This is a genomic window from Mesorhizobium sp. M0590 (assembly GCF_040320905.1).
Classification (GTDB): Bacteria; Pseudomonadota; Alphaproteobacteria; order Rhizobiales; family Rhizobiaceae; genus Mesorhizobium.
In genome coordinates, this window is sequence record NZ_JAMYQN010000046.1 from 1 (window position 1) to 11,964 (window position 11,964).

Genomic DNA, 11,964 nt, shown 5'->3' on the forward strand with positions numbered 1-11,964 from the left:
CGCCTGCAAATGGGCAAGATCCGGCGTTCGCATCAACGCGGTCGCTCCAGGATACATTGCCACCAGGATGACCACTGAAGCTAGCAGCCTGTCGGACTGATGTCTTCAATCGAAGGCAGGGTGGCTCTGGCTGGTCGAAACCGGGTGGATTGCCGGGATCCGGTCCGAGAGAGGCCTTGGTTCGCGATTTTCGACCGGGGGACGATTTGGCGGTCTTTGGGCGTTGATGACGCCCCCCATCAGGCGGGTGTCAGGGCGAACATGCGCTTGATGTTCCAGGCCATGGTCACGAGGTTCCATTCGCCGCAAGCCTTTTGGTGGCCGCGCATCGAGAACTGCCGGAAGCCCAGAACGGATTTGATGATGCCGAACACCGGCTCCGGTGTCTGCTTGCGCAACGCATAGAGTCTCTTGCCGTCGGGTGTCTTCAGGCGATGGGCCATGGCCTCGACTGAGGTCGGATTTTCCGGCGGCGGCGGTGGCTCGGCAAGGCGCTCGCTGAGCGGCGGGTAATGCTGCTGCCGGCCCGTGGCGATCAGCGGCTCGATGCCGGCGTTTGCACAGGCATCGACATTGGCAGCGCTGAAGTAGCCGCTGTCGGCCAACAGCGTATCTGGCGATCCTACCGCTTCCGGCAAGGCCGTGAGCTTGTCGACCATCGGCTCAAGCTGCTGTTTGTCGTTGGCCGCCTGCACCACCTCGGCCGCAACCACCAACAGGCTGCCTTCGGCGACGACGGCCTGCGCATTGTAGCATTGATCGAATCCGCCGCCGGCCACCGGCATGATGCGCGAATCCTCGTCGGTCAGATTGATCTGGTCAGTGGGCGAAGGGCCCGATGCCGGTGGCGACGGCGGCTTGCCGCCGGGCTTCTTGCCGGTGCGCTTCTCCCTTTCCTGCCGCGCCGCAAGTTTTGCCTCATACTCGGCCTGCTCACGGGCATGGCGCTCCTTGGCCCGCGCCTCGATCTTGGCGCGCGCCTCGGCAAGCTTGCTCAAGCGCTCTTCCCGCCGCGCCAGTTCATCGGGGATCGAAAAGCCATCAGGAAGATCGGCCTGATCCGCAGCTTCGGCCTTCGCCATCAGGTCGGCCACCTCGGCCTTCAGCTGCGCTTCGATCTTGCCGGCATGCTCATAGGAAAGCGCGCTATGCCGGCTCGCATTGGCGTGGATCTTCGTCCCGTCAAGCGCAACCGTGCCCATCTTCAGAACGCCCATCTCGCGCGCCAGAAGCAGCACCTGCACAAACAGACCCTCGAGCTCCTTGAGAAAACGCCGCCGGAACGCCGCGATCGTATCGTGGTCAGGATGATCGTTCGCCGCGATAAACCGGAAGGCCACCGAGTCATACGTCGCCCGTTCAAGCTTGCGGCTCGAAAAAACGCCCGTCGCATAGCCATAAACCAGAAGGCCAAGCAGAACCTTCGGATGATACGACGCCGAACCAGACCCGCGATAGCTGCCGCTCATCGCCCGAAGGTCCAGCCCCTGGACAACCTCGACGACAAAACGCGCAAGGTGCCGCTCGGGAAGCCATTCATCCACCGACGGCGGCAGAAGAAATCCGGTCGTACGATCTACCATTCGAAAGTTGCTCATCCACACCGGCAGCTGGATGGAGAATCAATCGCCCGATTCTAGCCGATATCCCTCGCGTGCGCTAAGTCCGACAGGCTGCTAGCGACAGCGTCCCGAACTGGGTCGAGTTGACGCCGATGGGTCGCTTAGGTCGCCCAGAGGAGGTATCGCGAATGTCGTTCAGTTTCTCGCCAGCGACGCCTCCAGCTATATGACTGGTGCGGTTGTCTACGTTGATGGAGGCTATACGAATTGGTGAATGGGGCGTCGTGAGCGCGCGTTGCCTAGCCCGAGGTCGCGTAGAGCATAGCTCAAAATCGCATCGCGATTTGTCTTATTTGCCTTGCCGATCGTACAAATCAGACTAATATGGGGCTCGAACACGCAGTTTTCCTGCGAAAAAGCTCGCTATTTGCAGGGATTTTAATGGACTTAGATCGAGTTGATCGGAAGCTTCTCAACGCGGTGCAGCGCAACAATCGCCTCACAACGGGAGAGCTAGGGGAGCTCGCCGGGCTTTCAGCGACTGCTTGTCAGCGACGATTGAAGCGACTCCGAGACGCCGGTGTGATTGAAGCCGATGTTTCCATAGTCTCGCCACAGGCGGTCGGCCGACCACTGATCATGTTGGCGTCCATAAGTCTGGAACGCGACCGCTCAGACATCATCGACCGTTTCAAGCAGGCGGTCCGGCGTACACCTGAGATCATGAGTGCATACTATGTCACAGGCGAAGCCGACTTCCTCCTCATTATTTCTGTGCGTGATATGGCCGAGTATGAGGCGTTTACGCGCCGCTTTTTCCATGAGCACTCCGACATAAAGGGTTCTAAGACGATGGTCGTGATGGATCGGATCAAAACATCGTTGGCACTGCCAATAGAGGAATAGCGACCGAATCGCACTGGCTGAGCCAGAACGCATAGCGACTGAGCGCCGCGGGATTGATGTCACCTCAGTGCCGAGCATGGTTCGACGCGGTGCGCTCGCTTGCGACCTGGAACTCCTTGGAAAGATGACCCGGCACACGTCTCGGAAACTAGGGCTTGACTCAACGATGGCGATTAGACGACCAGCACCGCGTACGTGTTTATCAGCACACGGCCACAGTACCGGGATGGAGGCGATGATGGCTTGCCATTTGCCGAACGCCTGTCGGCCTCCGTGTAACGGACAGGTTACCGTTGTAACGAAGCGACACGGACGACTTTTGGTGAGGAGAGTTCTCTTCGCCAACAACAGCTATGACAGCAACAACCCGTCCAAAGCCTCCGAGCCAGGGACTTGAACCTATATCCCGCCGAAAGCGAGGCGCACGGTAGCTATTTCATAGTCGCCGTGGATCTACCAGGTGTGCGCGACCAAGCCTTGCCGATGGACTCATTCGGCGTGAGGCCCTTGAGGGTCTTGAGTTTGCGTCCGAAGGTGTAGGCCGAGACGAAGTCAGCAAGGCGCTGGCGGAGTTGGTCGTGGCTCTCATAGTAGAAGCGCCTGACCGTCGCATCGTTGATGGTCCGGTTCATCCTCTCGACCTGGCCGTTGGGCTACGGGTGCCTTGGTCGCCCGGTGTTCGATGTCGTTCCTGGCGTAGTGTATTCGAAGGCATGCGCGCGGAAGAGTTCGCCGCTTGCTATGGCCTCCTTGATCAGTGGCACGGCCAAGCCGCCGGCGACGGCGGCGGTGAAGTGGACGCCGTTGTCGGTGGAGCACGGAGTGGATCTTGTAGGGAACAGCCGCGAGCAGGAAGTCTCTCATGACAGCGGTCGTGGCCTTCTCATGCAGCTCGGCAAAGCCGAACTTCGAGCTTCGGTCGATGGCGATGAATGTAACTTGGACCTGTTCGGTGCGCACCTCAGCAAAGTCGATGTGGAAGTAGCCGGTCGGATAGCTCTTGAAATTCTTCTTCTCCGGCTTGTCGCCCTGTACGTCTGGCAAGCGACCGATGCCGTGGCGCTGCAGACACCGAGGCCCGTGCCCGCCATTTAGCGACGGTCTTCTGATTGATCCCGTAGCGTTTGGCCAGACCCTTCAGGCTCTCTTGACTATGGCGCTCCATGAAGAACCTGACTGCCCATCAAAGCTTGGGATCAAAAATTTGGGGTTTATAAGTCATTACCCTAGTGCGCCGGCTTCCGAAGCCACCGGCCGCAGCCCAGCGTAAAGACCCTTCCGCGGTTGCGAACCTTGTTTGTCGGCCATCATCAAGCGCTTGAAGAACGGATCGCCCGGCCAACGAGTGGGCAAGGCGAGCCTTTACCGACATCAGCGCATCTGCGTCGAACATCTGCGGCTCGTGGGAGGTATTCGCTCCTTTCCTGCGTCAGCGGGGCGCTTTTGAGGTCAACGCGATCGTCGAAATGCTACTATTCCAAAACGAAGAAGCCGAGTACGGCCATGGAATTAGTTGCGGAGGAACACCCACAATGTGGAAGGAACTTGAACATCTCGGCCGCCAGGTCGCGCTGAACCAGCTTAGCAAACGCGATTTTCTCGTTCGCGCAGCGACTCTCGGCCTGAGCGCTGCTTTTGCCAATTCTGTTCTTGTCAGCGCTGCGAGCGCTGAAGCCCCGCAAAACGGCGGTATCTTGAAGGCTGGCCTCGAGGGCGGGGATGCAACGGATACACTTGATACCGCCATCGTGAATAGCAGAAGCCTGGAAGTATTCCATAGCACTTGGGGCGAAACGCTACTCTCGGTGACCCCCGACGGTAGTATTGAATACCGCATCGCTGAGGAGATTCTACCATCGAAGGATCTCAAGAGCTGGGCTTTTCGAATCCGCAGAGGAGTGCAATTCCACAACGGCAAGGAAGTCACGCCTCAGGACGTGGTGGCTACAGTGGAGCGCCATGCGGACAAGAATTCCAAGTCGATGGTCTATGGTCTCTTGCAAGGAATTGAGTCGCTGAAGGCGGATGGCGGTGACGTGATAATGACGCTCAAAGAGCCGAACGCCGATTTCCCCTATTTGCTGACCGACTTTCGCTTGCCCATTCAGCCGAATGGGGGAAAGGACAACCCTGCGGAGGGGATCGGCGCGGGCCCGTACAAAGTGACGGTCTTCGAGCCCGGTGTTCGCTACGGCGGAGAGAAATTCAAGGGCTATTGGCAGGGCGACAAACTTGGCCATGCTGATCAGGTCGAAATTACTATAATTAATGATGCCACAGCCCGCATGGCGGCGTTGCGAAGCGGTCAGGTTCACATGGTCGACCGCATCCCCCCAAAGCTCGCAGATCTGATCAAGAGTGTTCCCGGCGTAACCATTCAGAACATAGCTGGGAGCAGTTGTTGTGTGTTCAACATGCTCTGCGATACTGCTCCATTTGATAACAACGATCTCAGACTAGCCTTGAAATTTGCCGTCGACCGCGAACAAATGCTGGAAAAGATCCAGGTCGGTTACGGGGCTGTAGGTAACGATTTTCCAATAAACGAGGCGTTCCCAGACTTTCCCGACAGCATAGAGCAGAGGCGCTTCGATCCCGAACAGGCCAAATACCTCTACAAGAAGTCGGGTCATAGCGGACCAATCTTGCTTAGAACCTCTGAAGCCGCTTTCGCGGGCGCCACCGACGCCGCGCAGCTTTACCAGCAGAGCGCTGCCAAAGCGGGAATTTCAATCGAAGTCAAACGTGAACCGGGTGACGGCTATTGGTCCGAAGTCTGGAAGAAGCAACCGTTCTGCGCCTCCTATTGGGACGGAAAGTCGACTCAGGATGTTTTATACTCATATGCTTATCAGTCGACAGCAGCTACCAACGACACGCATTTTGCAAACGAAAAGTTCGACAAATTACTTCTGCAAGCGCGGAGCGAACTAAACCATGCCAATCGTAAGAATATTTATCGGGAGATGGCAATCATTGTTAGAGACAAGGGCGGCGTAGTGGTACCAATGTTCAACCAACACATCGACGCAACCGGCCCCAACGTGCACGGCTTCGTAAGGCATCCCGCGAAAGCCATGGGCAACGGCTACGCGTTGTCGCAATGTTGGCTGGCGGGCTGAATCTAACATGCCCATTATGACATTGGTTATGCAGCGAATCGCGCTTGGCACATTGCTCCTACTGCTTGTATCAATACTGATCTTCGTTGGCACCAACATTTTGCCTGGCGACGTCGCGCAATCCATTCTCGGCCAATCGGCAACGCCAATGGCGCTTGAGAATCTGAGAAAGGAAATGGGGCTCAACGATCCTGCCTATATCAGGTATTTCCACTGGCTCTTCGGAATCCTGCAGGGCGATCTGGGCACCGCGCTCACCACCAAGCTTAATATAGCCACCTCAATCAGGGAGCGGCTTTGGAACACACTGTTCCTGGCCTTCTGGGCAGCAATAATCTCCGTTCCACTTGCCCTCATCCTCGGCATGCTGGCGATTCGCTACCGCAACGGGCCGATCGACAAGCTGATTTCAGGCCTCGCGCTGGCCTCGACCTCGCTGCCGGAATTCTTCATCGGCTATCTTCTGATCTTCTTCTTTGCCGTCAAGTTCCAAGTCTTCCCCGCGATCTCGACAGTCTATCCCGGGATGTCGTTCCTCGCCAAGTTACAGGCGATCGCGCTGCCCTGCACCGCGCTGACGTTGGTCGTGCTCGCGCATATGATGCGCATGACGCGGGCAGCGATTCTCAACGTCATGCAGTCGGCCTATATCGAAACGGCAGAACTCAAGGGCTTGTCAACCTTGGAGATCATCCGCAAGCACGCTCTCCCCAATGCGATCGCTCCGATCATCAATGTGGTGATGATCAACTTGGCTTTCCTGGTGGTCGGAGTGGTCGTGGTCGAGGTGATCTTCGTTTATCCCGGCATGGGCCAATATCTGGTCGACCATGTCGCCAAGCGCGACGTGCCCGTCGTCCAGGCTGTCGGCTTGATCTTCGCCGCCGTCTATATCTTTCTCAATGTCGTGGCCGACGTGGCATCTATCCTCGCCAATCCACGCCTCCGGCATCCGAAGTGAGGGCGGCGCCGTGTTGAGATTTATTCCCTTTGGCGCATTGATCGGCCTGATCCTTACTGCGCTCTTTATTCTGGTGGCGATCACAGCCCAGCGAATCGCACCCTACGGCCTTGGCGACATCGTGGGTGGTGTCTGGGAGCCGATGTCGGCGAAATTCCCGTTTGGCACAGACAATCTCGGCCGCGACCTACTGTCGCGCATGATCTACGGCGCGCAGACCACGATCATGATCGCTGTGCTTGCGACACTGCTTTCCTTCTCGCTCGGTTCGATCCTCGGCTTTACTGCGGCGGTGGTCGGCGGGTGGATCGACATGCTGATGTCGCGTTTTGTCGACCTCCTGATGGCGATCCCGACATTGATCTTCGGGCTTGTCGTTCTCTCGGTGCTGCCGTCAACGCTTGCCACGCTGATCATCGTGATGGGTGTGCTCGATTCTACCCGTGTCTACCGCCTGTCGCGGGCAGTGGCGGTCGATCTCAATGTCATGGATTTCGTCGAGGCCGCTAAGCTGCGCGGTGAGGGCAAATGGTGGGTGATCTTTGCCGAGATCCTGCCAAATGCGCTTTCGCCGCTGCTTTCGGAGTTCGGACTGCGTCTCATCTACGCCGTGCTTTTTCTCTCGGCGCTTTCTTTCCTAGGTCTCGGCGTTCAACCGCCAGCGGCCGACTGGGGCGGCATGGTCAAGGAGAACAAGGACGGGATTGTCTTTGGCATTCCGGCGGCGCTGATCCCCGCAGCAGCCATAGTCGCGCTTGGCATCTCCGTTAATCTTGTGGCCGACTGGGTGCTCAACCGCACGACCGATCTTAGAGGTGGACGCGGCAATGCCTGAGACCCTGCTCGAGATTCGCAACCTCCACATCGAAGCGACAGCCCATCCGCCCGGCGAAAGACCCCGAACGATCAAGATCGTCGATGGCGTGTCGCTGGCGCTCGAAAAGGGCAAGATACTAGGCTTGATCGGCGAATCCGGTGCCGGCAAATCCTCCATTGGGCTCTCGCCGATGGGCTATGGTCGCGGCGGCGTACGCATCACCGGCGGGGAAGTCATCCTCAACGGGCGTGACATCCTCAAGCAGGGCAGGAACGGCATCCGGAGGCTGCGTGGCCATGAGGTCTGCTATGTCGCGCAATCTGCGGCAGCGGCGTTCAATCCTGCGCAACGGCTGATGGATCAGGTCGTCGAGACCTGTCTGAAGCATGGCATTGCCAGCCGCGCGGAGGCCGAGCGCCGGGCCGTTTCCCTTTTCAAGAAGCTGAGCCTCCCGAACCCTGAAATGATCGGCGAGCGCTATCCGCACCAAGTCTCGGGTGGGCAGCTGCAGCGTGTGATGACAGCGATGGCGCTCTGTCCAAAGCCGGACCTCATCATCTTCGACGAGCCGACCACGGCGCTCGACGTAACAACGCAGATTGACGTGCTCGCGGCGATCAAGGAAGCGATCCACGCGACGGGTGTCGCGGCGCTTTACATCACCCATGATCTAGCCGTCGTGGCGCAGGTGGCGGATGACATCATTGTGCTGCGCCATGGCAATATGGTTGAGACGGGCACCGCCCGTCAAATCATCAAGGAGGCGAAGGAGGCGTATACGCAGGCGCTGGTGTCGGTCCATCACATCGAGCATCACGAAAAGGAGCCGACGGCAAAGTCTGTGCTCTCGGTGAAGAATGTGACTGCGGGCTACGGCAATGGCATGATCAAGGTTTTGAAGAACGTCTCAATCGACATCTATCCTGGCCAGACGTTGGCCGTGGTCGGCGAATCCGGTTCCGGCAAATCAACCTTGGCACGCGCCATTACCGGCCTGCTTCCGCCACAGCACGGTGAGATCACCTTCGATGGTTGCAAGCTTTCCAACAGGCTGGCCGATCGGACGAAGGAGGACCTGCGCCAGCTACAGATGATCTACCAGATGGCCGATGTGGCGATGAATCCGCGTCACATGGTCGGGACCATCATCGGCCGGCCGCTGACCTTCTATTTCGGCCTAATAGGCGCGGAACGGGACCGGAGGGTGAAGGAACTGCTCGAGGAAATCGAGATGGGTACGGGCTACATCAACCGCTATCCGGCCGAGCTCTCGGGAGGGCAGAAGCAGCGCGTCTGCATCGCTCGCGCGCTGGCGGCCAAGCCGAAGCTCATCATCTGCGACGAGGTGACATCGGCGCTCGATCCGCTGGTGGCCAACGGCATCCTGAAGCTGCTGCTCAATCTCCAGGAAATCGAACAGGTCGCCTATCTCTTCATTACTCATGACCTTGCGACGGTGAAATCGATCGCGGATTCGATCGCCGTCATGTATCGCGGCGAGGTGGTGCGCTACGGGGCGAAGAGCCAGGTTCTGGCGCCCCCGTTTGATGACTATACCGATCTGTTGCTGCGGTCGGTGCCGGAGATGGAGCTTGGCTGGCTGGCCAAGGCGATTGCTGAGCGGAAGATGGCGAGTGCGGGAAACTAAGTTTACGTACGATATGGCACGATAGGACTGGATCATACGGATGGCGACGCCAAACAACAGCAAGCTTTCATTCTTACTGCCCGTTTGGCATTTGTCACCGGTGGCGCGCGAGGCGTTGGATTGGAAGTCGCTCTCGCTATGAATATGGGGATGTGCTTCGGCAATGCTGGCCAGTTACGATTTCGACAACATCAGGACAGCTGCAGACGGCATAGGTGCCAACGTGGGTGCAGCGCACCCGTTGCGAGGACCCCGCGCCCAGACGCATGCCGCGTGGCGCCCAATTCTGTTTGCATCGGAGGGTTTGCGGAATCCGATTCGAGTCTGCTCCACAGCTGAATCGCGCGCTGTCGTGCGCATACTGGAAACGCAAGCTATCTCGCCGCGAGCTTTTCGCAGCTCGACTACGATGACCTGCACCAGCGCTTCGCCATAAAAAATATCTTATTCATCAGAAAGCAAGCAGCCCGCCTTTGAGCGGATGAGGAACCCCGACTCGAAGAATGTCCCGTCCTTCCCAACGGGTTCAATGCCACGCCAAGGGACACCATCTCGTATTCTGCGGCCCCAACCATAAGACCGCAACCGATGCCATCTAAGGCCACCTGCCTATTTTCGGCGCCCCTAGGCATTTTGCGCCCAAAACCCGAAAGATCATACTAGATAACGCCTGTAACGAGCGTGCTGCAGCGGCATAATGATCTCAATGTCAACATCAACCGGTTGTACAAGGAAGCTGAAGTGGAGCGAATAAATTCAGCAAGGGACGCCCGCCCATCAAACGTGTGGAGCTTGGCGAACGCGCTGTCCCAGGTGCTTGAGGCACAGAGACGGATTCGTGACCACATTGCCGTCACGTCAAGTGTCTACTCAATAGGGCTCTCTGAGCTTTGCGGTGCCGAGGTGTTCCTTAAGATGGAACATCACCAGACGACCGGCAGCTTCAAGTTGCGGGGAGCGACAAACGCCATTTTGCAGCTGACAGAGGAGGAGCTACGTCGAGGAGTTGCCACTGCGTCAACCGGCAACCACGGTCGCGCCGTTGCCTATGCTGCAAAAGCAGCCGGGTCATCCGCAACAATATGTATGTCTAAACTGGTTCCGGAAAACAAAATTTCCGAGATTAGGCAGTTGGGTGCGGACGTACGGATTATCGGCAGTTCTTACGATGAGGCTGAGAGCGAGCTTGTTCGGCTAGTGACCGAAGAGGGGCGTGTAATTGTGCACCCGTCCGATGATGCTAATATCATAGCCGGGCAGGGCACTATTGGGCTGGAGATTGTGGAAGCAGTGCCAAATGTCGGTACAGTGCTCGTTCCTTTGGGGAGCGGAGGACTGTCTGCGGGAATCGCGTCTGCCATTAAGGGCATGCGGCCACACGCGCGGGTCGTAGGACTCACCATGGAACGAGGTGCGGCTATGAAGGCCAGCCTTGAGGCCGGGCACCCCGTGCAGGTCAAAGAGCACCAGAGTTTAGCGGATGCTCTCTGTGGAGGGATAGGCTTGGACAACAAGTTAACGTTCGCGTTGTGTCGCGACCTTCTCGACGATGTCATGTTGCTCTCCGAGAAGGAGATTTGTACGGGCATACGCTACGCTTACAAGCACGAGAATGAGGTTCTTGAAGGAGCAGGTGCGATAGGCATTGCGTCACTGCTTGCGCGCAAGATCCCGAGCGTACGTGGGCCAGTGGTGATCGTGCTATCTGGCCGAAACATTAGCTTGGATTTGCACCGCCGTGTTATCGAGGGCGAGCATTTCGCATTTGGAGGGCCATGGTGATGGTAATGGTGATAAATGAGAACGAGCTGAGGAAGCTTGTATCACTCGATCCCCCCACAGTGCAGTGTGTAGAACGTGCATTCCATGCTCTCTCTACAAAGCCAGTGGAAATGCCGCCAATACTCCGGCTCAATATTACCGATCATCACGGGGAGGTGGACGTAAAGACGGCCTACATATCGGGTGATGATTGTTTTGCCGTGAAGATTGGATCTGGCTTCTTCGATAATCCGAAAGTAGGACTGCCGAGTTCAGGGGGGTTGATGGCACTCTTCTCCAGCGAAACTGGAACTCCCCAGGCGATCCTTCTCGATAACGGCTATCTTACTGATATCCGTACGGCGGCAGCGGGTGCCGTGGCTGCACAGTACCTCTCGTGTGAGAATGCTTCCGTGGCCGCGATCATTGGAGCAGGGGTGCAGGCTGAGTTGCAGCTGGAGGCACTCATGCTGGTTCGTTCGATCAAAGAGGCGCGAATCTGGGCTCGCGACTTCCTTAAAGCGAAAAGACTTGCTGAAAAGCTGTCAATGAAGTTCGGACTGTCGGTGATTTCCTGCGCGGATCCCGCCGTCGCGGTGCGCGGCTCGGATATCATTGTCACGACAACACCTGCGAGCAGTCCAATCCTAAGCGCTGCATGGCTTGAGCCCGGGCAGCATATTACAGCGATGGGGTCGGATGCTGAACATAAGAACGAGATTGAGCCCGCTGCTGTCGCACTCGCTGATCTGTACGTGGCGGATAGTTTGCCGCAGACGAGAAGGCTAGGTGAATTGCACCATGCCTTGGCCTCAGGGCTGATTTCCGAAACGTCCGCTTTTCTCGAACTTGGGGATGTTATCGCAGGAAAAAAAATGGGGCGCTCAAACGGCGCGCAGATTACGATAGCTGATCTTACCGGTACTGGTGTTCAAGACACTGCGATCGCCCAGTTTGCCTTTCAGCGTGCGAAAACTGCCGGCTCGGTATTAGGTAGCAGGTTTTCAGTCGGACGCTGATATGCCTCGTCAGTATATGCAGCGTGCATAAATCTAGTCTGACGTTCGACAATCGCCACATGGCCGCGAAGGCAGCCAGCTAACCGCCTTGATGCACGGCGATGAGGTTTTGGCGGCCTGAAGCGGCGATGTGGCCGCTGTTGGGCGCTTTTCCGCGAACCTCGTCAG

The 11,964-nt window shown here is 57.5% G+C and carries 9 protein-coding genes and 1 pseudogene; 8 read left to right on the forward strand and 2 right to left on the reverse strand.

Going from position 1 to position 11,964, the window contains the following annotated elements:
* Positions 1-239: 239 nt before the first annotated feature.
* Positions 240-1,598 (reverse strand): IS1182 family transposase, encoded by a 1,359-nt coding sequence (locus NKI52_RS32055; protein WP_352700801.1) that lies wholly within the window; start codon positions 1,596-1,598, stop codon positions 240-242.
* Positions 1,599-1,743: 145 nt separating this feature from the next.
* Here NKI52_RS32055 and NKI52_RS32060 point away from each other — a divergent pair, with 145 nt between their 5' ends.
* Entirely contained in the window at positions 1,744-1,836 is a 93-nt protein-coding gene (locus NKI52_RS32060; RefSeq protein WP_502897836.1) for an SDR family oxidoreductase, read from the forward strand.
* A 167-nt stretch (positions 1,837-2,003) separates the two neighbouring features.
* Positions 2,004-2,468 (forward strand): Lrp/AsnC family transcriptional regulator, encoded by a 465-nt coding sequence (locus tag NKI52_RS32065; protein ID WP_352700808.1) that lies wholly within the window; start codon positions 2,004-2,006, stop codon positions 2,466-2,468.
* 431 nt (positions 2,469-2,899) lie between these two features.
* Here NKI52_RS32065 and NKI52_RS32070 read toward each other — a convergent pair.
* Positions 2,900-3,633, reverse strand: a pseudogene (locus NKI52_RS32070) (integrase core domain-containing protein).
* Between the two features lie 367 nt (positions 3,634-4,000).
* Here NKI52_RS32070 and NKI52_RS32075 point away from each other — a divergent pair.
* From NKI52_RS32075 to NKI52_RS32100, 6 genes are all read left to right on the forward strand, one after another.
* Positions 4,001-5,590 carry an ABC transporter substrate-binding protein gene (locus NKI52_RS32075; protein ID WP_352700802.1) on the forward strand — a complete coding sequence of 530 codons (1,590 nt, stop codon included), beginning with the start codon at positions 4,001-4,003 and terminating at the stop codon, positions 5,588-5,590.
* 7 nt (positions 5,591-5,597) lie between these two features.
* On the forward strand, positions 5,598-6,551 hold the full coding sequence (locus tag NKI52_RS32080; RefSeq protein ID WP_352700803.1) for an ABC transporter permease: 954 nt from the start codon (positions 5,598-5,600) through the stop codon (positions 6,549-6,551).
* A 13-nt stretch (positions 6,552-6,564) separates the two neighbouring features.
* Positions 6,565-7,386, forward strand: a complete 822-nt coding sequence (locus tag NKI52_RS32085) for an ABC transporter permease (RefSeq protein WP_502897835.1) — start codon at positions 6,565-6,567, stop codon at positions 7,384-7,386.
* Positions 7,379-9,016, forward strand: coding sequence for an ABC transporter ATP-binding protein (locus NKI52_RS32090; RefSeq protein WP_352700805.1), 1,638 nt, complete (start codon positions 7,379-7,381; stop codon positions 9,014-9,016). Before NKI52_RS32085 ends, NKI52_RS32090 begins: the two co-directional genes overlap by 8 nt.
* Positions 9,017-9,799: 783 nt before the next feature.
* Entirely contained in the window at positions 9,800-10,798 is a 999-nt protein-coding gene (eutB, locus tag NKI52_RS32095) for a hydroxyectoine utilization dehydratase EutB (RefSeq protein ID WP_502897837.1), read from the forward strand.
* Positions 10,792-11,796: a cyclodeaminase gene (locus NKI52_RS32100; RefSeq protein WP_352700807.1), complete on the forward strand. Its 1,005-nt coding sequence runs from the start codon at positions 10,792-10,794 to the stop codon at positions 11,794-11,796. Before eutB ends, NKI52_RS32100 begins: the two co-directional genes overlap by 7 nt.
* Positions 11,797-11,964: the final 168 nt, after the last annotated feature.

Coding starts and splice junctions, on each gene's coding strand:
- NKI52_RS32055 (WP_352700801.1), bottom strand. CDS start 1,598: ATGAGCAACTTTCGAATGGTAGATCGTACGACCGGATTTCTTCTGCCG.
- NKI52_RS32100 (WP_352700807.1), top strand. CDS start 10,792: ATGGTGATGGTAATGGTGATAAATGAGAACGAGCTGAGGAAGCTTGTA.
- NKI52_RS32090 (WP_352700805.1), top strand. CDS start 7,379: ATGCCTGAGACCCTGCTCGAGATTCGCAACCTCCACATCGAAGCGACA.
- NKI52_RS32080 (WP_352700803.1), top strand. CDS start 5,598: ATGCCCATTATGACATTGGTTATGCAGCGAATCGCGCTTGGCACATTG.
- NKI52_RS32065 (WP_352700808.1), top strand. CDS start 2,004: ATGGACTTAGATCGAGTTGATCGGAAGCTTCTCAACGCGGTGCAGCGC.
- NKI52_RS32075 (WP_352700802.1), top strand. CDS start 4,001: ATGTGGAAGGAACTTGAACATCTCGGCCGCCAGGTCGCGCTGAACCAG.